Here is a 23,082-nt window from a genome sequence, read left to right as displayed (position 1 = left end):
CGGTGGGGCGGCACGCCACGGGGGGGCCGGCCTCCGCCGGGCACGACGAGCTGTTCGGACGGGGCATCCGCCTTGAGGGCGGCCGGACGCGGCACGAGGGCGCGGGGACGCGCACCGGCTTCCTCACCATGGCCCGCGAGCTGCCCGCCCTGGTCGCGGTGACGGCCCGGCTGGGCCGCGAGGCGGCGCCGGGTCCGCTGGCCGCCGTGGTGGCCGCCGAGGTCGTCGCCGGCGCGGCGACCGCGGTGACTTTGCTGTCGACCTACCACGTGCTCACCCCGCTGCTGGCGGGCGGGCCGTCGGCGGCGGGGTTGCTCGCCGCCGGGCCCGCCATCGCCGTGCTGTCGGCCGCCGCGGCGGCCGCCAGTGCGGCCCGGGCCGCGGGCACGGCGGCGGTGAGCCGGCTCGGGCCGGCGATCGAGCGCCGGGCCTACACCCGGCTGCTGGAGCACGCGGCCGGGACCGAGCTGGCCGCCCTGGAGGAACCCGGATTCCACGACCTGGTGGAGTCCGCGCGCCAGGGCACCCGGGCCACCCGCCTGGTGGTCACCGGGGCGGTGCAACTGCTCGGCGGGCTGACCGGGCTGGTCGCGGTGGCCGGGGTGCTCGGCGTGCTGCACCCGCTGCTGCTGCCGCTGCTGGCCGCCACGGTGGTCCCGAAGGGCTGGAGCGCGGTCCGCGCGGCCCGCGCCAGGTTCACCTCCGCCAAGCGCAACATCGAGCTGACCCGCCAGTTGGAGGTGCTGAGCGGCCTGCTCACCCGGCCGGACGTGGCGCCGGAGGTGCGCGCGCACGGCGCCGGCCGTTTCCTGCTCGGGCACTACGAGCGGCTGTCGGGGACGGCCGAGCGGGAGCAGGCCCGGCTCGGCCGCGGCGAGGCCCGGCTCGCCCTGGCCGGGGACGCGGTGTCCGGGACGGCCGTCGTGCTGACCTACGTCACGCTCGGCTGGCTGCTGCTGGCCGGGACGGTGCCGCTCGCGGTGGCCGGCACCGCGGTCATCGCCATCCGCACCGCGAAGGCGGGGTTGCTGAACCTCGTCATGTCCGTCAACCAGGTGTACGAGCAGGGGTTGTTCGTCCTCGACTGGGAGAAGGCGTGCCGGGAGGCCGCCGGCCGGGCGCTGCGCAGCGGGGACGTGCTGCTGCCCGCGCGGCCGGTGGAGATCCGGGCCGACCGGCTGACGTTCGCCTACCCGGGCCAGGAGCGCTTGGCGCTCGACGGGGTGGACGTGCGGATCCGGCCGGGCGAGATCGTCGCGCTGGTGGGCGCGAACGGTTCGGGCAAGAGCACGCTCGCCAAGCTGCTGACCGGCCTCTACCTGCCGACCTCGGGCGAGGTGCGGTGGGGCGGCGTGCCGATCGGGCGGTTGAACCGGCAGGGGGTGTTCGACCGCGTCGCGCTGATGACGCAGGACTTCGCCCGCTGGCCCACCACGGCCCGGGTGAACCTGACCATCGGCCGGGCCGAGCAGGCGGCGGACCGCGACCGCCTGTGGTGGGCGGGGTTCGAGAGCGGCACCGACGCGGTGGTGTCCGGGCTGCCGCATGGCTGGGACACCCTGCTGGCCATGCAGTTCCTCGGCGGCACCGACCTGTCCGGCGGCCAGTGGCAGCGGATCGGCCTGGGCCGGGCGTGGTTCCGCAACGCGCCGGTGCTGGTGTTCGACGAGCCCACCTCCGCGCTCGATCCGCGCGCGGAGGTGGAGGTCTTCGAGAAGGTCGCCTCGCTGGCCGCCCACGGCCGGACGGTCATCCTGGTCACGCACCGGCTGGCCTCGGTGGCGCGGGCGGACCGCATCTACGTGCTGGACTCCGGCCGGGTCGCCGAGCACGGCACCCATGACGAGCTCATGCGGGCGGGCGGTCCGTACGCCGAGATGTACCGGCTGCAGGCCGCCCAGTTCGACCGGGCCGCCGCCGCGCCCCCGGACCGGCACCGGCCCGCCGCGCGCGGCCGGGTGGCGCACCGGCGCTGACGCCGCGCGCCCGCGGCCGGGCTTTGCCGATCACGAATGCTCACGGAGAGTAATATTGATCATCCAGGGGTAGTTGATCACTGTCTTCCCGCGCAGCCGCCGCCCGGGCACGCCGGCCGATCAGGAGAGGGACGCGATGACGACCAGCCCCACCATCAGGGTTCCCGGCGGTGTGCGGCGCGGCGGCCGGGTGCTGTCGATCGTCCTGCCGGCGGTCATGCTGCTGTCGGCAGTGGCGCCGCCGGTCGCGCCGCCGGCCGGGCCGGCCGCCCGGGTCGACGCGGCCGCCGCCGGCCGGCGCCCGCTGGAGGTGATCCGGGCGCCGGCGGGCACCGCGATCCCGAACCGGTACATCGTGCGGCTGCGGCCCGGCGGGCTGACGGCCGACGTGGTGATCCCCCTCGACGTGCGGCCCGACTTCGTCTACCAGCAGGTGATCAGCGGCTTCACCGCGAACATGAGCCCGGAACAGATCGGCGAGGTGCTCAGCCACCCGGAGGTGGCCGCGGTGGAGGAGGACGGCGTGGTCCGCGCCTTCGGCCCCGGCCCGGCGCCCGTCGCGGGCCGCGGGGCCCCGGACCTGACCACCTCCTGGGGCCTGGACCGCATCGACCAGCGCAGCCTGCCGCTCAACGGCCGGTACGACGTCACGCACACCGGTGCCGGGGTCACCGCCTACATCGTGGACAGCGGCATCGACCCGGCGAACAAGGACTTCACCGGCCGGCTGGTCCCCGGGTTCAGCGCCGTCACCGACCAGCGCGGCACCGGCGACTGCCTGGGGCACGGCACCTCGGTCGCCGGCATCGTCGGCGGCACCAGCTGGGGCGTCGCGCGCAAGGTGAAGCTCGCCCCGGTGCGGGTGCTGGGCTGCGACGGCAGCGGTGCCTATTCCGGGGTCATCGCCGGCCTGGACTGGATCGCCAAGAACGCCGCCCGCCCGGCGGTCGTGAACGTCTCCCTCGGCGGGCCCAAGTCGCCGTCGGTGAACGAGGCGGCCAACGGGCTGGCCCGGGAGGGGATCTTCGTCGCCGCGGCGGCGGGCAACGCCTTCAGCAACGCCTGCGACGTCTCGCCGGCGTCCGCCCCGGGGATCCTCACCGTCGGCGCCTCCACCCGGGTGGACGGGCAGGCGATCTTCAGCAACACCGGGCCGTGCGTGGACGTGTTCGCGCCCGGCCTCGCCGTCACCACGAGCAAGGCCGGCGGCGGCAGCCGGGTCGGCAACGGGACCTCGTTCGCCGCCCCCTACGCCACCGGGGTGGCCGCGCTCTATAAGCAGGCCCGCGGGGACGCGCAGAGCGCCGTCCTGGAGAACTGGCTGGTGCGCGAGGCGACGTCCGACGAGCTCAAGGGCATCCCCGAGAACACCTCCAACAAGCTGCTGTACACCGGCGGGCTCTGAGGTGCTGCGGGTCCTGTGCGCCACGGCGTGCCTGCTGGCCGCGCCCGTCGTGCCGGTGCCGCCGGCGGCCGGCGGGCCGGCGGCGGGCGTCGTGGCCCGCGCGCCCGCCCCGGGCCCGCCGCCCGTGCCGAGGTTCATCCCCGGCCGGTACGTGGTCCTACTCCGGCCCGGCCAGCGGCCCGCCCGCCTCGCCGCGCTGGCCGGCGCCCGGCCGATCTACGTGTACACCAAAGTGATCAACGGGTTCGCCGCCCGGCTGACCGAGGCCCAGGTCGTCCGGCTGCTGGGCGACCCCGGGGTCGCCGCGGTGGAGCGGGACGCGGTCATCCAGGCCTACGAGGGGACGGTGCGGCCGGGGCCGGCCCGGACGCCGGCCGCCCGGCCCACCACCTCCTGGGGGCTGGACCGGCTCGACCAGCGGTGGCCGCCGCTGAACGGGCGGTTCGACAGCCGGTACGACGGCCGGGGGGTGACCGCCTACATCATCGACACCGGCATCGACCCGCGCCATCCGCAGTTCACCGGGCGGATCGCGCCCGGCTACACCGCCATCGACGACAACCACGGCACCGACGACTGCGCCGGGCACGGCACCTCCGTCGCCGCGCTGGCCGGCGGCACCACCTGGGGGGTGGCGCCGAAGATCCGGCTGGCCCCGGTGCGGGTGATGGACTGCGGCGGCACCGGCTCGTACTCCTCGGCGATCGCCGGGCTCGACTGGGTGGCCCGCAACGCCGTGCGGCCGGCGGTCGCCGGCATCTCGCTGGGAGCCGCGGCGTCCCCGGCGCTGAACCTGGCGTCGCACGAGCTGAGCCGGCTGGGGGTGTTCCTGTCGGTGGCCGCCGGCGACCACGCCACGACGGCCTGCCTGGTGTCACCGGCGGCCGTCGCGACCTCGCTGGCGGTCGCGGCCGCCACGTCCGCCGACCGGCCGGCCGCGTTCACCGACACCGGCCCGTGCGTCGACCTGTTCGCGCCCGGGGTGGACGTCGTCACGGCGTCGGCGGGCGGCGGCACCCGCCGGGTCAGCGGCACCGCCTACGCGGCCGGGTACGCGACCGGAGTGGCCGCACTGTACAAGCAGGCGCGCGGTGACACCGACTCGGTGACCCTGCTCGCCCAGATCATCGCCGACGCGACGCCGGGCGCGGTGCGCGGCGTCCCGGCCGACACCACCGACCGGCTGCTCTGCACCGCCGGGCTGGCCGGCCCGGCCCCGCCCGGCTGACCTGATCTTGACCCGGCCGGGCCGGTCACCGAGCGTAATCGACAGGACGGCCGGGTAATTGATCATCGACTGATGCCGACTCTGGCCGGTGGCCGATCTCCCGGCCCCGGCGACGACCACGAGGGGGACGCGATGACCCTCCGCCCCGCCGTCCCGTACCGGCGGCGCCGCCGGTGGCGCGGGCAGGCGCTGTCCGTGGCGTTCCTCCTGGCCGTGCTGCCCGCCATGACCGGAGCCCCGGCGGTGGCGGGCGGCGAGGCCCGGCGGGTGGTCGTCCCGCCGGTGGGCCAGCCGCTGCCCAATCGCTACATCGTCGTGCTCCGCCCCGGCGTCAGGCCGGAAACGGTGATCAAGCTGATCGGGGTGAAGCCGATCTTCATCTACACGACGGTGCTCAACGGCTTCTGCGCCCGGATGACCCCGCAGCAGCTCACCATCCTGCTCCGGGAGCCCACGGTCACCTCGGTAGAGCAGGACGCGTTGGTCGGCGGCGTGCCCGGCGGCGGCCTCGGCATGCCCGGCGCCGCCGACTCCGCCGCCCGCCCGGCCGGCCGGCCGCGGGGCGCCCCCACCACATCCTGGGGGCTGGACCGGATCGACCAGCACGGCGGCAGGTTGAACGGCCGCTACGACGTCCGGCACGACGGGACCGGGATCACCGCCTACATCGTCGACAGCGGCATCGACCCGCGCAACTCCGACCTGGCCGGACGGGTCGTGCCCGGCTTCGACGCCGTCGGCGACGGCCGCGGCACCGGCGACTGCCTGGGCCGGGGCACGTTCGCCGCCGGCCTGGTCGGCGGCCGGACCTTCGGGGTGGCGCCCAAGGTGCGGCTCGTGCCGATCCGCGTGCTCAACTGCCAGGGCGCGGGCTCCAACTCGGCGGCCATCGCCGGGCTCGACTGGGTCGGCGACCACCTGGTCCGCCCCGCGGTGGCCAGCGTCTCGCTGGGCACGCTCAAGTCGCCCTCGCTCGACGACGCGGTGAACGAGCTGAACAGCAGGCAGATCTTCCTCGCCACGGCGGCCGGCGACCACGGGGGGAACGCCTGCGACGTCTCGCCCGCCTCGGCGCCGGGCGTGCTGACGGTGGCCGCGTCCACCGTCCGGGACCGGCCGGCCGCCTTCAGCGCGGGCGGGCCGTGCGTCGACATCTACGCGCCGGGGGCCGACGTCGTCTCGGCCGTCCCCGGCGGCGCCACCCGCCGCGGCAGCGGCACCGCGCTGGCCGCGGCCTACGCCGCGGGCGTGGGCGCGTTGTTCAAGCAGGCCAACGGGGACGCCACCGCCGTGACGATCATCAACTGGATGCGGCAGTCCGCCACCCGCGGCGTGCCGGCGCCGGTCCCGGCCGGCACCCCGGCCCGCCTGCTGTACACCGGCGGCCTCTGACCCCCCGGCGCGGCGGCGGCGAAGGTGCGAACCGCGCCGGGCGGGTAGGGAGGCGCCATGGACCCCTTCGCCTACCGGCTGGTGAGCTCGCTGGCCCGCGCGGTCGCCGCCGCCCGCCACGGCCGGGCGCTGCACCCGGCGGGCCGGACCTTCACCGCCACCCTCGACCCGCTGCCGGGCGCCCCTCGGCTGGGCGTGCCGGCACTGGACGGGCCGGCCGGCCGGCCGGTGGTGGTCCGGCTGTCCCGGGCGCTGTCCCTGCCGCCGCCGCTGCCGGACGGGCTCGGCCTGGCGCTCCGAATACCCGGCGGCGGCGACCCGGGCGACCTGGACCTGCTGTTCACCACCGGCGGCCGGCCGCCGGCGCCGCCCTGGCTGCCCTATCCGGTCCTGGACTTCGCCGCCGGTTTCTACTCCACGCTGCTGCCCTACCGGAGCCGGCTCGGCCGCGTCCGGCTGCTCGCGGTGCCGGTGGACCGGCGACGCCGGCTGTCCGGCGACCCCGGCCGGGTGGCCGCCGTGCCGGCCGCTGTGCCGGCGGGCGCGGCGCCCGCCGGGCCGCTGGAGTTCGTCCTCGGCCTGGACGGCGCGGTGCGCGCCCCGCTGGCCCGGCTGCGGCTGCACGGCCCGGTGCCGCCGGGCGAGGAGGTCGCCGCCTTCGACCCGATCCGCAACGCCCATCCCGGGTTGCGGCCGACCGGCGCCGTCCAGCGGGCCCGGGCCGCCGCCTACGCCGGCTCGCAGCAGGGGCGGTCCGCCGCCGGCCGGAAGGGGTGACCCGCCGGGGCGGCGGGCGCGGTGGCGCGGCCGACCCGTCGCGACGGCGAGCGCGGTGGCGCGGTCACCCCGCCACGGCGGAGGGCTCGGCCCTCCGGGATGGCGGAGGCGCCTGGTCTCGTCCCAGGTCAGCGGTCGGCGTCCGCCGGGCCGTAGTAGGCGGCCCGCATCAGCTCGCGCATGTCGTCGAGCATCGGCATCCGCGGGTTGGCCGGCGCGCACTGGTCCTCGTAGGCGTTGCGGGCCTGCCCGGGGAGCGCGGCCAGGAACTCCCGCTCGTCCACGCCCAGGGCCTGGAAGGACGGCTCGATCCCGGCGGCCGCCCGCAGCCGCTCGACCGCGGACGCCAGGGACGCCACCCCTTCCGCCGGGTCGGCGGCGGGCAGGCCGAGCGCCCGCGCGATCTCCTGGAACCGCTCCGGAGCGCGGTAGTGCTCGTATTTGGGCCAGCCGGACGGCTTGCCCGGGACGGTGCCGTTGTAGCGGATAACGTGCGGGAGCAGCACCGCGTTGACCCGCCCGTGCGCAAGGTGGAAGGTGGCCCCCAGGGTGTGCGACATGGCGTGCACGATGCCGAGGAAGGCGTTGCCGAAGGCCATCCCGGCGATGGTGCCCGCGTTGTGCATCGCCTCCCGCGCCCGCGGATCGGCGGCGCCGTGCCGCACCGCCCGCTCCAGGTTGCCGAAGACCAGCTTGACCGCGTGCAGCGCCAGGCCGTCGGTGAAGTCGCTGGCGTAGACCGAGACGTACGCCTCGATCGCGTGGGTGAGCGCGTCGAAGCCGCTGTCGGCGGTGACGACGGCGGGCAGGTCGGCGGCCAGCGCCGGGTCGACGATCGCGACGCTCGGGGTCAGGGCGTAGTCGGCCAGCGGGTACTTCTTGCCGGTCACGGTGTCAGTGATCACCGCGAACGGCGTCACCTCGGCGCCGGTGCCCGACGTGGTCGGCACGCAGACCAGCCGGGCCAGCGCGCCGAGCGGCGGGAACCGGAAGGCGCGCTTGCGGATGTCGAAGAACTTCTGCCGCATGTCGGCGAAGACGACCTCCGGGTGCTCGTAGCGCAGCCACATGACCTTGGCGGCGTCCATCGCCGAGCCGCCGCCGAGCGCGATGATGGTGTCCGGCCGGAAGTGCCGCATCTGCTCGGCGCCGCGATCCACGGTGGCCACGCTGGGCTCCGGCTCCACGTCGTCGATGATCTGCAGTGCGACCCGCTCGGGGCGGCGGCCCAGCACGGTCAGCACGCGGTCCACGTAGCCGAGCCGGGTCATCGTCGGTTCGGTGACGATCGTCACCCGCCGCACGTCCGGCAGGTCGGCCAGGTAGCGGATCGCGTGCGGCTCGAAATACACCTTGGCCGGCACCTTGAACCACTGCAGGTTGTTGGTGCGCCGCCCGATCCGCTTGATGTTGAGCAGGTCGACCGCCGAGACGTTGTGCGAGACCGAGTTGCGGCCGTAGCTGCCGCAGCCCAGCGTCAGCGACGGGGTGAAGGCGTTGTAGATGTCGCCGAGGCCGCCCTGCGAGGACGGGGCGTTCCAGATGATCCGCACCGCCTTGACCCGGCGGCCGAACTCCTCGGCCAGCGTGGCGTCGCGGGTGTGGACGGCGGCGCTGTGCCCGAGCCCGCCGAACTCGACCATCCGCTCGGCCAGCACGATCCCCTCCTCGCGGCCGCCGGCGCGCAGCACCGCGAGCACCGGGCACAGCTTCTCCCGGGTCAGCGGTTCGGCCGGCCCCACCTGGCCGACCTCGGCAAGGATCAGCGAGGTGCCGGCCGGGACGGTGAAACCGGCCCGCTCGGCGATCCATGCCGCCGGCCGGCCGACGGCGTCGGCGTTGATCCGCGCCTCGCCGCACGACTCGCTCCCCGCGCCCGGACCGAACAGGAACTCCTCCAGCAGCCGCTTCTCCTCCGGGGTGGCCCGGTAGGCGTGCAGCGTGGCGAACTCGGCGAGCGCCGCCTCGTACACCGCCGCGTCGATGATCGCCGCCTGCTCGGAGGCGCACACCATCCCGTTGTCGAACGCCTTGGACAGCACGATGTCGTTGACCGCCCGGCGCAGGTCGGCGGTGGCGTCCACGTAGGCCGGGACGTTGCCCGCCCCGACGCCGAGCGCCGGCTTGCCGGCCGAGTACGCCGCGCGGACCATGCCGTTGCCACCGGTCGCCAGGATGGTCGCCACCCCCTCGTGGCGCATCAGCGCCGTGGTGGTGGCGAGCGACGGCTCGGTGATCCACTGCACGCAGTGCTCCGGCGCGCCGGCGGCCACCGCCGCGTCCCGGACGACGCGCGCCGCGGCGGCACTGCACTCCTGGGCGGCCGGGTGGAAGGCGAACACGATCGGGTTGCGGGTCTTCAGCGCGATGAGCGCCTTGAAGATGGTGGTGGAGGTCGGGTTGGTCACCGGGGTGATCCCGCAGACGACGCCGACCGGCTCGGCGATCTCCACGATCCCGCTGATCTCGTCCCGGGAGACCACCCCCACCGTCTTGAGCGTCGCCATGCTGTTGGTCACGTGCTCGCAGGCGAAGATGTTCTTCACCGCCTTGTCCTCGAACACGCCGCGGCCGGTCTCGCGCACCGCCGCCTCGGCGAGCGAGGCGTGCTCGTCCAGCGCGGCCACCGATGCCTTCTTCACGATGTGGTCGATCCGGTCCTGGTCGAAGGCCGCGTACTCGTCCAGGGCCTTGAGCGCGGCACCCACCAGGGTGTCGATCATCTCGGTGACGGGGGTCGGGACGTTCACGGCCGGACCGGCCATGCGGATCACCTCGGGGTGTCTCGGCTGCTGCGATCACCTTCAGCATCCGCCCTCCCCGATCTTCCCGCCGGAGCGTTCCGTCCCCGGATCACCAGGACCAAGGACCCGATCTTTCAGGACCTTCCCGCGCCGGGTGTCAACGCCCCCGGCCGTCCAGGGCGGACAGCGTGGCGGCGGTCACCGCCCCGTAACCGAGGTGCGGCAGCAGGTCGGCCGCCCAGTCGGCCGGCTGCCAGGTACGCGGATCGGACACGCCGAGCGCCGCCATGGACAGGTCGGTGGCCGCCATCGCCGCCAGGCCGATCAGCGCGGCCTCCACGGCGGGCGGCGGGTGGACGCCGGCCCGGCGCAGCGCGCCGAACGCGGCGCCGACCCCGATCCCGGTGGCGATGCCGGCCAGCGCGCCCAGCCCGCCGAGCCGGTTGCGCCGGGTCTCCGCCGCGCCGGGGACCGACAGCGGCGTGCGCGCCTCGACCGCCTCGACCAGCCGTTCCGGCGAATCGCTCGACGGGCGGCCGCGGACCGACATGTCGAGGTAGGTCAACGCGTTGAGCGCCGTGGTGCCGGCCGCGCCCGCGGCGGCGCCGGCCAGGATCCCCGGGCTCACGCGGCGGCCGGGTGCAGCAGGACCTTGGTCCACCCGCTCTCCCGGCGGTCGAACCGCTCGTAGCCGTCCGGCGCCTCGTCCAGCGACAGCTCGTGCGAGACCAGGAACGACGGCTGGGCCCGCCCGGTGATGATCAGGTCGCGCAGCCGGCGGTTGTACCGCATGACCGGGCACTGGCCGGTCCCCATCCGCTGCCCCTTGGTGAAGAATGTGCCGTAGTCGAAGCCGATCCGGCCCTGCCTGGCGGCGTCGGTGGCGGCCTGCGGGTCCTGCGGGACGTACACCCCGACCACGCCGATGCCGCCGGTGGAGCGCACCGACTTCACCAGGTTGTCCAGCACCAGCTCCGGGTGTTCCTGACCGGTGCCGTCGTGGGCCTGGTAGCCGACCGCCTCGACGCCGCAGTCGGCGCCCCGGCCGCCGGTGGCGTACATGATCTGCTCGACCGGGTCCGCCCGGGCGAAGTCCACCGGCGTCGCGCCGATCTTGCCGGCCAGGTCGAGGCGGTCCTTCTCCTTGTCCACCACGAAGACCTGCGCGGCGCCGCGGATCATCGCGCTGTGCGCCGCGAGCAGGCCCACCGGGCCGGCGCCGAACACCGCGACCCGGTCGCCCGCCCGCATGCCCGCCAGCTCCGTGCCGTGCCAGCCGGTCGGGAAGATGTCCGACAGCATGGTGAAGTCGTTCTCGTGCTCGGTGCCCGGCGGCAACTCCAGCAGGTTCACGTCGGCGTAAGGCACCCGCAGGTACTCCGCCTGGCCGCCGTCGTACGGCCCCATGTTGGCGTAGCCGTACGCGGCTCCGTCCACCCCCTCGGTGGGGTTGGTCCGCAGGCAGAAGCTGGTCCAGCCGTCCAGGCAGTTGCGGCAGGCGCCGCAGGCGATGTTGAACGGCACCGAGACCCGGTCGCCGACCTTGATCCGGTCGACCGCGTCGCCGACCGCCTCGACGACGCCCATGTTCTCGTGGCCGAGGACCTTCCCCTCCTCCACGGTCGTGCGGCCCTCGTACATGTGCAGGTCGGACCCGCAGATGTTGGTGGTGGTGATGCGGACGATCGCGTCGGTCGGCGCCTGGATCACCGGGTCGGGGACCTCCTCGACGGCGATCCGGCGCGGGCCCTTATAGATGACTGCTTTCACGGTGGGTACCTCCGGTGGCATCTCGTGCGACGCGGCGGCGGTCGCCGCCGGGCGCGGCAGGAGATCGGTGACACCGTCGAGCCGGCGGTCCCCCTTCCGTCATCTGGACGCGATCCCCCGGCCCATGCGGCGGCCGTACCCGTCGCCCGGAGCGGGAAACGACCGGGGCCCGGCGATCGGTCACCGCCTGAACAGGGCTTTACGCCCGCACCAGGGACGGCGCGCCGATGCGATCAGCGCAGGCTGCGGCGGCGGATCTCCCGCAACATGCCCCGCACGGCGACGACGTGCCCGCCCGAACCGATCACCAGGGCGCGGTAGAGGCGGCCGTGCGGGCCGGGAAAGGCGGCGTACGACCGGGCGCGCACCGTCGTCGAGCCGTTCGCCGCGTCGGCGAGCTCGAAGACCAGCAGGTAGCGGCTGAACCGGTGCCGCCCGGCCAGGCCGAGCCGCTCGTTCGGCACCCGCTCCACCTCGGCGAAGCCGGTCGGCGGCACCGTGCCGAGCAGCAGGGCCAGCGGGTTGCCCGCGCCGACGCCCAGGGACGCCGCGTAGCGGCGCAGGGCCGTCCAGACGGCGGCGCGCGGCGCGTCGACCGTGGTCCGGTGCTCGTCCACGTACGGCAGGTCATCGGTCTCGACGCTCATGGCGGCCGCCTCGCTCCCCGTCGCCGGCGGGCCTTCGGCCGGCGAGGATCAGGCTACTCCGCCGCCGCGCCAGGGGGCCGCGGCGCCCCGCGGCCGGCGCGACCCCGCCCCGCCCCGCCGGTACGGTGCCCGCCCGGCCGCCCGACCGCCCCACCGGCCGAGCGCGCGCCCGGCCGCACGGCGGGCGGGCGCTGCCGGGCCGGAAAGGTAAGTTGGCCACCATGACAATGCGCCTCGCCGACATCGCCGCCCAAGCGGGCGTGAGTGAGGCGACCGTGAGCCGGGTGCTCAACGGCCGGCCGGGAGTGGCCGCGGGCACCCGCCAGGCGGTCCTCACGGCCCTCGACGTGCTCGGCTACGAGCGCCCGGCGAAGCTGCGGCAGCAGAGCACCGGTCTCATCGGCATGATCCTCCCGGAGCTGACCAACCCCATCTTCCCGGCGTTCGCCCAGGTCATCGAGAGCGCGCTGGTGCTGTCCGGCTACACCGCCGTGCTGTGCACGCAGACTCCGGGCGGCATCACCGAGGACGACTACACCAATCTCCTGCTGGAGCGCGGTGTCGCCGGCATCATCTTCGTCAACGGGCTGCACGCCGACTCGCGGTCGGACCGCCGGCGCTACGCCCGGCTGATCGAGATGGGCCTGCCGATGGTCCTGATCAACGGCTACCGGGCCGACATCGACGCCCACTTCATCTCCAACGACGACGCCGCCGCGCTCGACATGGCCGTCAACCACCTGGTCTCGCTCGGCCACCGCCGCATCGGGCTCGCGGTCGGGCAGGAGCGCTTCGTCCCGACGATCCGCAAGACCGACGGCTTCGGCCGCGCGCTGGCGCAGTACGCGGGGATCGCCGACCCCGCGGAGCTGGTCGTCAACACGCTCTACACGGTCGAGGGCGGGCAGTCGGCCGCCCGGCAGCTGCTCGACCGCGGGTGCACGGCCATCTGCTGCGGCAGCGACATCATGGCGATCGGCGCGATCCGCGGGGTCCGCCAGGCCGGGCTGCGGGTGCCGGAGGACGTGTCCGTCGTCGGGTTCGACGACTCGCCGATGACGGCCTACCTCGATCCGCCGCTCACCACGCTGCGCCAGCCGGTGCGCGACATGGGGCTCGCCGCGGTGGCGAGCCTGCTGGACGAGATCCGCGGGCTGCCCGCGCCGCGCACCGAGCTGCTCCACCGGCCCGAGCTGGTCGTCCGCCGCTCGACCGGTCCGATGCCGGCCAGGCTGTCGGCGGCCGGCTGACCACGCCGCCGGCCGCCCGGGGGCCATGAACGGCCGGCCGGCGTCCCGGACGGACCCGAGACCTCCGGGTGCCGCGGGAGCCGGCACCCGCGCCACACCGGAGGCCTTCATCGATCAGGCGGCGGCGCCGACGACGCCCGTGGTCAGCACGGAGCGGTCGCGTTGCCGGTGACCACGCCGTCGGTCACGGTGCTGACACCGGTGCCGATGGTGTAGTCGCGGCCGCCGTTGTTGTCCCAGCTTCCCGAGCCGTTGTTGAAGGTGACCTGGAAGGTGGCGGCGGTGCCGAGGGCGACGGTCTTCTTCTTCCAGCCGGCGCAGGCGGTGTCCATGACCGCACCCGGCACCGTGGTCCAGGTGCCGTTGACGCCGTAGTGGATGTAGGCGGGGTTCCAGCCCGTCTGGTAGTAGACGGTGGCGGTGCCGTCGCCGGGCGGGTTCGTCGGCGGGGTGGCCGAGCCGGTCCGGATGGCCACGGCGCTCTTGGCCGGCACGGTGACGGTCGCCGTCCCGCCCGCGCCCACGGTGACCGAGCCGCTTCCCGCCACGTTGGGGTAGGTGCCGGCGGGCAGGCCGGTGGTGAACGTCCGGGTGACGGCGGCGTTCTCGTTGTTGATGGCCACCCATCCCCGGTCGCCGCGGCTGAAGGCGATCAGGTTGCCCCCGTTGTCGGTCCAGTTGCCGACCGGGGTGCCGGCCACCGCCTCATGGAAGCCGGCCATGCCCGCCAGCTGCCGGTGGAAGCAGGTCCACCGGCCGTTCGCGCAGTCGGCGTCGGTGACGAACCCGCCGCCGGCCGACGGCGGCCCGCCCTCCTTGTCGCTCCAGGTGAAGGAGGAGTAGACGTTCGGCTTGCCGAACGGCCAGGCCAGCATGAAGACGTTGGCCAGCTTGTAGGTGGCGCCGTACTTGTAGGTGAGGGTGGCGTCCCCGGCGGACGCGTCCTTGCGCTCGGTGTCGTGGTTGTCGACGAAGACCATCGCCTTGTCGCCGGAGACCGACAGCCCCCAGCTCTCGCCGAAGCTCCGCAGGTACTTGATCTGGCCGGTGAACTGCTCTTTGAGCTTGCGGCCGTACACGAACTCGTCCACGTCGCCCACGCCGGTGTACTGGTCCGGCCGCACCGCCTCGCCGGCGCCGTGGATCACCTCCTGGTGGATGTAGGGCGAGCCCTGGAGCCGGGACCGGATGGCCGCCAGGTCGCCGGGGTCGATGTGCTTGGCGGCGTCGACGCGGAAGCCGTCCACGCCCAGGCCGGTCAGCCGGTTCAGGTAGCCGGCGATCTGGCCGCGCACGTAGTCGGAGCCGGTGTTCAGGTCGGACAGCCCCACCAGCTCGCAGTTGCGCACCCGCCAGGCGTCGCCGGCGTAGTCGGAGTCGTTGATCGCGCAGGGGGAGTGGAAGTCCCAGGAGGAGTAGAGCCCGGGGTAGTTGTACTTGCTGAAGCCGTAGCCGCCGTAGCTGGTGGACCCCTGCCCGGTCATGTGGTTGACGACCACGTCCACCTGCACCTTCACCCCGGCGGCGTGGCAGGCGGACACCATGTTCCGAAAGGCGGTCTCGTCGCCGAACTTGCTGGTGAGGGTGTAGCGGGCGGGCTGGTAGACGTCCCACCAGACCGAGCCGCCCTTGGACATCGAATCGGTGGGCGGGGACACCTGGACCGAGCCGTACCCGGCCGGTCCGAGGACCTCGGTGCACTCCCTGGCCACCGACCGCCAGTTCCAGTTCCACAGGTTGACGGTCACGCCGGGGTCGGCCGCGGCGTGCGCGGCGGTCGTGCCGAGTACGGGCGCCGCCATCGCGATGCCCGCGACCAGGGCCGCGGCCGGCGCGCCCCTGGTGATGGTTCGATAGAGTCGCATGTGGGGTCTCCAGAAGCCTGCGAATGGGATCCCGTCAGCGGGCCGGGTGGTGATGACACCCGGCCCGATTTCTGTACGTCGCCGGTGGGCTGCGCGACGGCCTGGCCGCGGCGTCGCCCGCCCGGTAGCCCGATATCCGGATATGTCTGGATATTCGGGTGAAGAGATCGGGTGGTGGGCGGGGATCGGGTGGCCGCGGGTCGCCGGTCCGGGCGGTCCGGGCGGGGTGCGGCCGGAAGGGCGGCGTCAGGTGGCGGCGCGCGTGCGGCGGTGAGCGGAGGGCGCACCATCGAGGCTCCCGGTCCAGGGTTCGGGTGTTTCCTGGAAGTTACTCGGCGGCCATCTTGTTAGCAAGAGTTTGCAGATATTTCCAATCGATTCCAGATGCCGATCCGGAGTTATGTGAAGTTAATAGCTATTCGTCCGGTTTCATGCGCCCCGCTCGGCTTTAATAGGCGAATCCTGGCGAGCTTCCTGCGTAATATGACTGAAACTTCTTCCGCAACTTGCGGGCAGTTGCAGATCGGCGGCCACCGGCGGCGTCACCGGCCTTCGGTGGTCGTCGCCCCGCACGGCACGCCGGCCCGGTGGCGTATCGCCACCGGGCCGGCGTGCCGAGCGCACGGCCGGCCCGTGCGGGGCCGGCCGGTGGGCTTCAGTGATTGACGATGTGGTCCAGGGTGGTGGCAGGCGGGGCGCTCGGCGCCGGCTCGCCGGACGGGACGGTGTCGGGCGCGCCGCTGACCGTAGGGGCGGGCGGCATCGCCATGGACCCGGCCAGGCCGGTGCCCTCCAGCAGGCCCATGTGGGTGTTCACGAAATTGGCGCAACTCTGCGCGAACTCCCGGATCAGGGTGTTTCGGGTGCTGGCGCGGACCGCGCCGATCGCCGGGAAGATCTTCCCGTGCGCCAGCCGCAGCCGCAGGACCGCCGTCTTGTCGTACTCGAGCCCCTTCTTGCTGGAGATCTCGGCGATCCAGGCCTGCTGGTCGGCGTTCGGTTCGTCCGGCAGCGGGATGCGCAGCTTGGCCGCCACCTGCCGGTCCTCCGCATCCAGCAGGACGTGCTGGCGGGCGATCTCGCCCAGGTTCTTGCGGGTGGCGGCGCGTGAGGCGCGCTTGGCGGCCTCCCGCCCGACCGGGATCTCCCACAGGCCGGCCAGCCGGACCTTGGCCACCAGATCCCGGTCGGCCGCGGTCAGCGGCCCCCACGGGGTGGACACGGTCTCCTGGCCCACCGCCTCGGTGACCACGCCGCCGTTGTCCCCGGAGGGCTGGGTGGTGGGGTAGTTCTGGCCCTGCTGGCCCGGATCGGCCGCCGGGGCCGCCGCGGCCGGGTCGCCCGCGCCCGCCTGGGCGGCCGGGTCCGCCGCCGGGTCCTGCGCGGCCGGGTCCTGCGCGGCCGGGTCCTGCGCGGCCGGGTCCGCCGCCGCGGGGTCGGCCTGCGGTTCCTGGGCGGGAGGTTGCTGCTTTTCGATCAGTTGTTCGGCGGGCGGGGCCATCGGCACCGGACCCCCGTAAGCGCTCACCGCCTGCTGATCGGGCGCCGCGGAGCACGCCGTGGTCAGCTGAAGTGCGAGGAGGCCGCCCGCCACGACGGCCGCGGTGGTGGAGTGTCGGCTTCTCATACTCGCCCGAATCCCTTCGTCCCAGGGGATCGCGGCCGGCCGGCCGCCCCGTCGTCGTCACGACGATCGCCCTTCGGGCAGAGGTACGGGCGATCGGCGCTCCTGGTTCGATTCCAGGACGAGATACGTGAGCGATCCGCGCCACTCGGCCGGTGAACCAGGCGGAAGCTGGACGGACGCCCGGCGAGCAGCCGACCTTTGCCCAGCTAAAGTGCGAATCATGGTGAGTCGTCATGCAGTGCCGGATTTCGCACCGTTGTCGGGCCGTGCACCGGCTCGGCCGTGGTTCCCGGTGGCCATCCCGGGGGACCGGGACCCGCAGGTCGCCCCGCGCCGCCCGGGCCCGCCCGGGCGCCGGTGCCGGTGACGCCCGGCCGGCTGGACTGGCTGGACGCGCTGCGCGGGGTCGGCGCGACGGCGGTGCTGGCCGAACATCTGCTGCCCTGGGTCGTCCCCTCGCTTCGGCCGTACTGGTTCAACCTCGGCATCTACGGCGTGATGGTGTTCTTCCTGGTCAGCGGTTACATCATCCCCAGGTCGCTGGAGCGCCGGGGCGACCTGCGGGCCTTCTGGATCGGCCGGATCTTCCGGCTGTACCCGCTGTACCTGGTGGTCATCGGCCTGGTCCTGGCCATGGCCGGTTGGATCTCGATTCCGCGGACCGTGCCGCGGGACGGCTCGGCGGTGGCCGCGCACGCGACCATGCTGCTGGACGTGGTCGGGCTCGGCGGCGTCGCCGACACCATGTGGACGCTCTCCTACGAGATGGTGTTCTACCTGCTGGTGGCCGCGCTGTACACCACCAGGACCCGTCCGGCCGGTGGCGGGCCCGCCGTGCTGTTCGGCCTGGCCGCGGTGGTCATGGGACTGCTGCTCCCGGCCGCGCCGCTGGTGGACCGCCGGGTCGCCTGGATCTCCTGCGCCGCCTTCCTGGCCGGGCTGGCCTGCGTGCTGGCGAACCGGTTCCCGGTGGCCGCCGCCCGCGCCCTCGGCGTCCTGGCGCTCGCCCTGATCCCGCTGAGCAGCCGGACCCCCTGGTTCGGCGCGGTGATCCTCGCGGTGATGTTCACCGGTACCGCCGTGCACCGGTGGGAGCGGGGGACGGGGCCGTTCTGGCCGATCCCGGTCACCGCCGTCCTGGTGGCGCTGTCCCCGATATGGGCGCTGCAGTCCGGCTGGTGGTGGGTCGAACCGGATGTCTGGATCACCACGCTGTGCCTGGCCGCCGTGACGTTCGCCGCGGCGATGGCGCTGCGGCGCCGCCGGCTGCCGCGCTTCCTCGTCTGGACCGGGCTGATCAGCTACTCCCTGTACCTGCTGCACCACCCGCTGCTCAAGCTGTTCACCTGGATCACCGGAGACCTGCGCTGGTCGCCGTGGTACGTGCAGATCCCGGCCGCCGTGGCCTTCGTCGCCCTCATCCTGGCGGCCGCCGCGCTGGCGTACCGCTTCGTCGAGCGCCCCGGTCTGCGGCTCGGGCGGCGTTTTACCATCTCCACCCCGCCACATCGCGCTTTCGTGAGCGAGGATGGACATTAGCCGTCGAAACGCCACGTCATCGTGGCATTCGCGCCGGCCGTGACCGAACGCGGCGCGGTGTCTCGACGGCGGCAGCGGCCGGAGCGGCCGCGGGAAGGAGCGTGACCATGGAAGTAGACGGAATCATCTCCGCCATCCTCGTGGGCATCGTCATCGGCGTTCTCGGCCGGCTGGTCGTGCCGGGACGGCAGCGGATCGGCATCCTGCTGACCATCCTGGTCGGCATCGTCGCCGCGCTGATCGGCACCGCCATAGCGGCCGCGATGAACGTGGCCGACACCGGGGGCATCGACTGGATCGAGCTGGTCATCCAGGTCATCGTGGCCGCGATCGGCGTGGCCCTGCTGTCCTTCCTGAAACGGCGCGCCTAGCCGTACCCCTACCGGACGCCCGGTCCCGTCACCCGACGGGACCGGGCGTCCGGCGTCCGGGACCGGGCGGCGGCCCGAGCGCGCGGCCGGTTCCGTCCGGCCCGGCGGGCCGCCGGCCGGTAACTTACGGCTGCCGGATACTTGAAAGTTTCAGGCAACATTTCGGGATATGTACGAAACATACCGCCCGCCTTTGACGGAGGCCCCGGCCCGGCCGGATCATCCCAGCGAAGCACCAGGCAGGCGGGGACCTCCCCGGCCGACGAGGTGGGAGTGTTCATGAGACTTCCCGGAGCCAGGATCTTCGCCGCCGCCGCGCGGGCCGTGCCGGCCGCGGCGGGGGCGACCGTACTGATCGCGCTGGTCACCGCGCTGACCGGGGCGGCAGCGGTGCCGGCGGACGTGACCCCGCCGTCCAGCCCGGCCCAGGTGCAACTGTGCCCGCCGCCGCTGCCCGCCGGAACCACCGTCGGCTACGTCGGCCTGTGCTGGTCGGCCGCCACCGACGACGTGGGCGTGACCGGGTACGAGGTGTACCGGCTGGACGCCGGCGGCTTCGTCCGGGCCACGACCACGACCGGGACGACGGCCGTCATGGGCGGACTCACCTACGGCCAGGCGTACACCTTCTACATCGTGGCCAAGGACGCGGCCGGCAACACCAGCGAGCCGACCGCGCCGGTGACCGCCACCGCGGTGACCGGGGTGGTCGTCACCCCCAGCCCGCGCCCCGGCGACATCACCCCGCCCAGCAGGCCGGCCGGGCTGCGCGAGGGCTGCATCGCCGACTTCCCCGGCACCGAGTTCTGCTGGACCGCCGCCACCGACGACGTGGGCGTGACGGCGTACGACGTCTACCGCCGGACCGCCACCGGCTGGATCCGGGCCGGCAGCACCTCGATGACGTACTTCACCGAGGGCGGCCTGGTCACCGGGAAGACCTACACCTACTTCGTCGTCGCCAGGGACGCCGCCGGCAACATCAGCCGGCCGTCCGACCCGCTGTCGGTCCTGGCGAGTCCGGGCCTGCCCGTGCCGGGCTGCGAGGTGGCGTACGACGCGCGGTCCTGGAGCGGCGGATTCGGCGCCGATCTCACGATCACCAACACCGGGAGCGCGGTTCTCAACGGCTGGATGCTCCGCTTCACCTTCCCGGCCGGCCAGCGGGTCGTCCACGGCTGGTCGGCCACCTGGTCGCAGGCGGAGGCGGTGGTCACCGCCGCCAAACCGTCGTGGGACACCCCCCTCCGGCCGGGCGAGTCGCGGCGGATCGGCTTCATCGGCACCTACATCGACGAGAATCCCGAACCCGCGGCGTTCACCCTCAACGGGGTGCCATGCGCCGTGCGATGAGCGTCGCGAACCTTCCCGTACCTCGAAACCTCGACGAACCCCGACCGACTCGACGGTCCTCGACGGACGTCGACGCCCCAGAGAGGGAAACCACGATGCGACCAGATGAGCGCCGCCCGCCCGCGGCCGACGACCCCGGGTCGCGCCCCCGGGTCCGCGGCGGTGCGGTCCGCACCGCGATCACCGCGGTGGTCGCGGTCCTGGGAATGCTCTCGGTGACCATGGCGATCCGGCCGGCGTCCGCCGCCGACAACCCCTACCAGCGCGGCCCGGACCCCACCCTGGCCAGCGTGGCGGCCAGCCGCGGCACCTTCGCCACCGCCCAGGTCAACGTGCCCGGCGGCAACGGCTTCGCCAGCGGGGTGATCTACTACCCGACGGACACCACCCAGGGCACCTTCGGCGCGGTCGCGATCGTGCCGGGCTACTCGGCGCTGTTCGCGAACGAAGAGGCGTGGATGGGACCCTGGCTGGCGTCCTTCGGCTTCGTCGTGATCGGCATCGAGACCAACAGCCGCACCGACAGCGCGGACGCCCGGGGCACCCAGCTGCTCGCCGCGCTGGACTACCTCACCCAGCGGAGCCCGGTGCGTGACCGGGTCGACCCGAACCGCCTTTCGGTGGTCGGCCACTCCGCCGGCGGCGCCGGCGTGCTCAGCGCCGTGGTCCGGCGGCCCTCGCTGAAGGCCGCCATCGGCCTGGCGCCCGGCTCGCCGGTCGGGAACTACGACCTGTCCACCGCCAAGGTGCCGACGATGTTCATCTCCGGCCAGCGCGACACGACGGTGACCCAGTCCTACCTCAACGGGCTGTACAGCACGATCCCGGCCGCGCTGCCGAGCGCGTGGGTGGAGATCGCCGGAGTGGACCACCTGTTCGCGACGCGCGCGAACAACACCGAGATGCGGGTGCTGATCCCGTGGTTGAAGATCTGGCTGGACAACGACACGCGGTACCCGCAGTTCCTGTGCCCGTTGATGGACTCCACCAACATCTCCATGTACCGCAACAAGTGCCCGTACGTGCCCCCGGGCGGCGGGCCGTCGCCGTCGCCGTCGGCCACCCCGTCCCCGTCCGTCACGCCCTCGCCCAGCCCGTCCCCGTCCCCCTCACCGTCACCGTCGCCGTCGCCCACTCCCACGCCTGGCGCCTGCACCGCGACCTACCGGACGGTCAACTCGTGGGGCGGCGGTTACCAGGGTGAGGTCACCGTGAAGGCCGGCGCCTCGGCCGTCAACGGGTGGACCGTGCGGTGGACGCTCAACGCCGGGCAGACGGTCAGCCAGGTCTGGAACGGCACGCTCAGTACCAGCGGATCCTCGGTGACGGTGAAGAACGCCTCCTACAACGGCTCGCTCCCGCCCGCCGGGACCACCGTCTTCGGCTTCCTGGCGAACGGGACGCCCGCCACCCCGGCCCTCACCTGCGCCAGCCCTTGATCAGAACGCCCGCGGTGCCGCCCGGCCCGGCTGCGAGCCGGGCCGGGCGGCACGGTCACTTCGGGTGGGCGTTGGCCAGGAGCTGCCGGAACTGCGCGCCGAACCACTGCCCCGCGGGCGGGGCGCCCGGCAGCGCCCCGCTCGGCCGGTAGCCGCCCATCACCGGGGAGTACGCGGGATCGCACATCGGGTCGTGGCGGTCACCCTCGGGGCCGGTGACGTCGGTGCTCGAACCGTCGGAGACGCCCGGCGGCTTGATCCAGGCGTAGGCGTCGACACCGGGGACGGGCATGGCCCGGGGCCGCTCGCCGAGCCCGGCGCCGGCCTGGTTGCACCAGTTGCCGGTCCGGTACCGGCGGTCCACCCGCGAGCCGTCGACGAACGCGTCCACGGTGGTGGCCGGGCCGGCGTGCGACGGCCGGTCCGGGCCGCCCCAGCCGTTGCGGGAGGTGTCGATCACCATGCCGATGCCGGCCGGGAACCCGATCGCGACGAGCCGCTGCCGGAAATCCTGGGCGAAGGAGAGCTCGTCCACGTAGTCGTTCCAGTCGACCCACCGGGAGAGCTTCACCGGCTGGCCGTTGATCACCATGCGGGCGTTGTAGTACGGCTCGACCAGGCCGCCGTAGCCGGCGACGTTCACCGTGAAGCCCTGCACCGGCGCCGGCCGGCCCGCCGTCACCCCGGCGACGTCCGCCAGCAGGCCGGCGGCCCGGCCGAAGTTGTCGGCGTAACCGGTGATGCCGTACCCGGCCGCGTCGAGGTAGACGTACACGTTGGGGATGGCGGCCAGCCGGGCGACCGCGTACCGCACCGCCTCCAGGTGGGCACCGCTCGCCTGCGCGGCGGCGCACCGGTCGGTGGTGGCGGGCGTCAGCAGCCCGGGCAGGAAGTCGGGTTCGACGACCGCCACGATGCGCAGCCGCCGGTAGGCGGGTTCGGCCAGCATCGCGGCGATCGGATCGACGTACTCGGACCGGTAGCGGTTCAGGCCGTCGGCCGCCACGCTGAAGTCCCCGTTGGACACCAGGTGGGTGCAGTTGCGGTCCGGCAGGTCGTTCAGCACGAGCTGGATCGTGAGCGGGGCCGGTTCGACCGCCGCGTCCTGCAGGGTCGCCTCGTTCAGCCGGCTGCGCAGCAGTCCGGGGCCGCCGGGCGTGTCCCGGACGTGGGAGACCCGGTCCAGCCAGACGCCGGTCGGCTGGGCGGCCACCGCCGCGCCGCCGGGTTCGGACGCGGCCCAGGCCGACCACGATGAATCGACGTACCATTGCGCGCCCGCGTACGGATTGCCGGCGCGGGCGCCCGCGGCCGCCGGGGCCGCGGCACCGACCGCGACCACCGGTGACAGGACCAGCGCCGCGATGAGCACGGCGAGACGCCTTCCCGGTCGGACCACCATGCCGCGCCTCCTTGGGACCGTGGTGGGAGGACCTCCGCGACGGCGGAAGGCCGCCTCCACGATTCGCACAGCGGGGCGGGCTTGTACAGCGGCCGGCCGGACGGCCGGCGTCCCGCGGTGCGGGCGCCCGTGCTCATCTCGATGAACGCCTGTTCATCGGGTGCCGCCGCGCCGCACGGCGATGAAACGTTCACCCGGCCGGCGGCGGCGAGCGCTCGCGGCCGGGCGGTCCCGCCGGCCGTGCCATGGTCACCCGCGGCCCTGAGTTCACCGATGGATCCCACCGGACGGCAGGCA

17 protein-coding genes are annotated in these 23,082 nt (G+C 74.0%); 10 read left to right on the top strand and 7 right to left on the bottom strand.

Annotated features, from left to right (window positions below):
• Positions 1–2: 2 nt before the first annotated feature.
• The 5 genes from Sru01_RS24755 to Sru01_RS24735 all read left to right on the top strand — a co-directional run bounded on the left by Sru01_RS24755 (position 3) and on the right by Sru01_RS24735 (position 6,778).
• Entirely contained in the window at positions 3–1,976 is a 1,974-nt protein-coding gene (locus tag Sru01_RS24755) for an ABC transporter ATP-binding protein (RefSeq protein ID WP_203990243.1), read from the top strand.
• Positions 1,977–2,112: 136 nt separating this feature from the next.
• The gene (locus Sru01_RS24750) at positions 2,113–3,381 is read left to right on the top strand and encodes a S8 family peptidase (RefSeq protein ID WP_203990242.1); all 1,269 of its coding nucleotides are present in this window, start codon (positions 2,113–2,115) and stop codon (positions 3,379–3,381) included.
• Position 3,382: 1 nt separating this feature from the next.
• Positions 3,383–4,609 carry a S8 family peptidase gene (locus Sru01_RS24745; RefSeq protein ID WP_203990241.1) on the top strand — a complete coding sequence of 409 codons (1,227 nt, stop codon included), beginning with the start codon at positions 3,383–3,385 and terminating at the stop codon, positions 4,607–4,609.
• A gap of 72 nt (positions 4,610–4,681) precedes the next feature.
• Positions 4,682–6,001, top strand: a complete 1,320-nt coding sequence (locus tag Sru01_RS24740) for a S8 family peptidase (protein WP_203990239.1) — start codon at positions 4,682–4,684, stop codon at positions 5,999–6,001.
• Positions 6,002–6,058: 57 nt separating this feature from the next.
• Positions 6,059–6,778, top strand: coding sequence for a hypothetical protein (locus Sru01_RS24735; RefSeq protein ID WP_203990238.1), 720 nt, complete (start codon positions 6,059–6,061; stop codon positions 6,776–6,778).
• A gap of 128 nt (positions 6,779–6,906) precedes the next feature.
• Here the strand turns inward: Sru01_RS24735 and adhE are convergent, their stop codons facing one another.
• From adhE to Sru01_RS24715, 4 genes are all read right to left on the bottom strand, one after another.
• Positions 6,907–9,543 (bottom strand): bifunctional acetaldehyde-CoA/alcohol dehydrogenase, encoded by a 2,637-nt coding sequence (gene adhE / locus Sru01_RS24730; RefSeq protein ID WP_203990237.1) that lies wholly within the window; start codon positions 9,541–9,543, stop codon positions 6,907–6,909.
• Between the two features lie 136 nt (positions 9,544–9,679).
• Positions 9,680–10,150 (bottom strand): hypothetical protein, encoded by a 471-nt coding sequence (locus Sru01_RS24725; RefSeq protein ID WP_239137711.1) that lies wholly within the window; start codon positions 10,148–10,150, stop codon positions 9,680–9,682.
• The gene (locus tag Sru01_RS24720; protein ID WP_203990235.1) at positions 10,147–11,292 is read right to left on the bottom strand and encodes a glutathione-independent formaldehyde dehydrogenase; all 1,146 of its coding nucleotides are present in this window, start codon (positions 11,290–11,292) and stop codon (positions 10,147–10,149) included. Before Sru01_RS24720 ends, Sru01_RS24725 begins: the two co-directional genes overlap by 4 nt.
• 233 nt (positions 11,293–11,525) lie before the next feature.
• Positions 11,526–11,939, bottom strand: coding sequence for a hypothetical protein (locus tag Sru01_RS24715; protein ID WP_203990234.1), 414 nt, complete (start codon positions 11,937–11,939; stop codon positions 11,526–11,528).
• Between the two features lie 221 nt (positions 11,940–12,160).
• Between Sru01_RS24715 and Sru01_RS24710 the strand changes: the two genes are divergently transcribed.
• Positions 12,161–13,189 carry a LacI family DNA-binding transcriptional regulator gene (locus Sru01_RS24710; RefSeq protein WP_203990233.1) on the top strand — a complete coding sequence of 343 codons (1,029 nt, stop codon included), beginning with the start codon at positions 12,161–12,163 and terminating at the stop codon, positions 13,187–13,189.
• A 143-nt stretch (positions 13,190–13,332) separates the two neighbouring features.
• Here Sru01_RS24710 and Sru01_RS24705 read toward each other — a convergent pair whose 3' ends face one another.
• Positions 13,333–15,054 (bottom strand): carbohydrate binding domain-containing protein, encoded by a 1,722-nt coding sequence (locus Sru01_RS24705; protein ID WP_203990232.1) that lies wholly within the window; start codon positions 15,052–15,054, stop codon positions 13,333–13,335.
• Positions 15,055–15,709: 655 nt separating this feature from the next.
• A complete protein-coding gene (locus Sru01_RS36330) occupies positions 15,710–16,582 on the bottom strand; it encodes a DUF4142 domain-containing protein (RefSeq protein WP_203990229.1) in 873 nt (290 codons plus the stop codon).
• A 456-nt stretch (positions 16,583–17,038) separates the two neighbouring features.
• Here Sru01_RS36330 and Sru01_RS24695 point away from each other — a divergent pair, with 456 nt between their 5' ends.
• From Sru01_RS24695 to Sru01_RS24680, 4 genes are all read left to right on the top strand, one after another.
• Complete coding sequence (locus Sru01_RS24695; protein WP_239137710.1) at positions 17,039–18,220, top strand: acyltransferase family protein; 1,182 nt, start codon at positions 17,039–17,041, stop codon at positions 18,218–18,220.
• 107 nt (positions 18,221–18,327) lie between these two features.
• A complete protein-coding gene (locus tag Sru01_RS24690) occupies positions 18,328–18,591 on the top strand; it encodes a GlsB/YeaQ/YmgE family stress response membrane protein (RefSeq protein ID WP_203990228.1) in 264 nt (87 codons plus the stop codon).
• 279 nt (positions 18,592–18,870) lie between these two features.
• On the top strand, positions 18,871–19,944 hold the full coding sequence (locus Sru01_RS24685; protein ID WP_203990227.1) for a cellulose binding domain-containing protein: 1,074 nt from the start codon (positions 18,871–18,873) through the stop codon (positions 19,942–19,944).
• Positions 19,945–20,039: 95 nt separating this feature from the next.
• Positions 20,040–21,383 (top strand): poly(ethylene terephthalate) hydrolase family protein, encoded by a 1,344-nt coding sequence (locus Sru01_RS24680; protein ID WP_203990226.1) that lies wholly within the window; start codon positions 20,040–20,042, stop codon positions 21,381–21,383.
• Positions 21,384–21,438: 55 nt separating this feature from the next.
• Here Sru01_RS24680 and Sru01_RS24675 read toward each other — a convergent pair whose 3' ends face one another.
• The gene (locus Sru01_RS24675) at positions 21,439–22,785 is read right to left on the bottom strand and encodes a glycoside hydrolase family 6 protein (protein ID WP_203990225.1); all 1,347 of its coding nucleotides are present in this window, start codon (positions 22,783–22,785) and stop codon (positions 21,439–21,441) included.
• Positions 22,786–23,082 lie beyond the last annotated feature (297 nt).

This window comes from Sphaerisporangium rufum (assembly GCF_016863395.1).
GTDB lineage: Bacteria > Actinomycetota > Actinomycetes > Streptosporangiales > Streptosporangiaceae > Sphaerisporangium > Sphaerisporangium rufum.
The sequence above is the reverse complement of the archived record's forward strand: the minus strand, read 5'-3'. Positions and strand labels throughout refer to the sequence as shown.